Source organism: Ruegeria sp. HKCCA4633 (assembly GCF_013034605.1).
Classification (GTDB): Bacteria; Pseudomonadota; Alphaproteobacteria; order Rhodobacterales; family Rhodobacteraceae; genus Ruegeria.
On sequence record NZ_WQGJ01000026.1, the window covers coordinates 1 to 1,038 of the forward strand.

2 protein-coding genes are annotated in these 1,038 nt (G+C 51.6%); one reads left to right on the forward strand and one right to left on the reverse strand.

The window, feature by feature from the left end; all coding sequences use genetic code 11:
• The coding region (locus GOV85_RS21405) for an SdiA-regulated domain-containing protein (protein WP_171182011.1) at positions 1 to 520 on the reverse strand (520 nt) is incomplete at its 3' end.
• Between the two features lie 169 nt (positions 521 to 689).
• On the opposite strand from GOV85_RS21405, the gene GOV85_RS21410 reads away from it, so the two are divergent.
• The coding region (locus GOV85_RS21410; RefSeq protein ID WP_171182013.1) for a hypothetical protein at positions 690 to 1,038 on the forward strand (349 nt) is incomplete at its 3' end.

The window sequence follows — 1,038 nt, forward strand, 5'->3', positions numbered from 1 at the left end:
CAGCGATACCTTCGGGTCCCTTGTTTAATGGGTTGCCAACGAGTAATTCAGCGGCATCCGAGTAGCCTTTGAGAGATGTGAGAGGGATTGTAGTTAGTTGAATGGGGTCAGTCGGGTGAACGACTAGAATTGATCGATCAGTTTCCTGAAGTACTAAAACAGTCCCATCTTTTCGTGATGCGACGCCCTCCAAATCTGATCCTGCCAATGCTGGCAACTTGAAAGAGTTTCCTAATACCCCGTCGGTTCCAAGTAGGTGCAGTCCAGGTTCAGCGTCGCTTACGGACCACAAGAAGCCTTCAGCGTTGGACAAAGACAATCCGGAAGGCTCTGAGAAGCCTTCCGATTTATCTGCCACCTTGAATGAGGCGATGAGAGTCAAACCGGGGTTGTCGGCGTGGGCGAGCTCAATCCAAGCCAGAAATGCAATAGTAGCGCTTGCAAAAGAAGCCAGTGTCCTAAGCTTGGGGAAGCGCCGTGAAAAGCCAATTTTCGACCGAAGCAGCTTGTGTTCTGACATTGGATATTCTCGCGCTTGGACCACATCCCTGTATCAGCGTTCGTACCACAGTCCGGATGCGATGTCCGGAGAATGCACGGTAATCTCTTTACCTGATCGCGCCTGTTGCGATTGAATTGGACAAGATGGCGGAACGCAATCTGCCAGAGCAAGCAGGAAGGAAGTTAAGTTGAACAAGACTTTCCCACTCATGGCCGCGCTATTGATGGTGCTGTTGCCAGGCGCTGCGGTAACACAAATCGACCCCGCGACCATGTTGGCCGGTACTACGGAGTCGGAAATACTTATCGAACGACGTTGGTTACAGTTTCGGGGCAAACAGGAACTGTATTTCTTCACTCTCGACGTCATCGTAACTGTCATACTGACTGGACTGATCGTCTATCACCCCGTGAGGCGGAGAGCCCGCAGAAGTGTCAGTGATATCGTCATGCCGCGACTGTTCTTCCTATACGCGCTTGTTGGCATGGCGGTTGGGTTTCTGGTCGTACAGCACGGATCGATGATCGGGTTCGTGA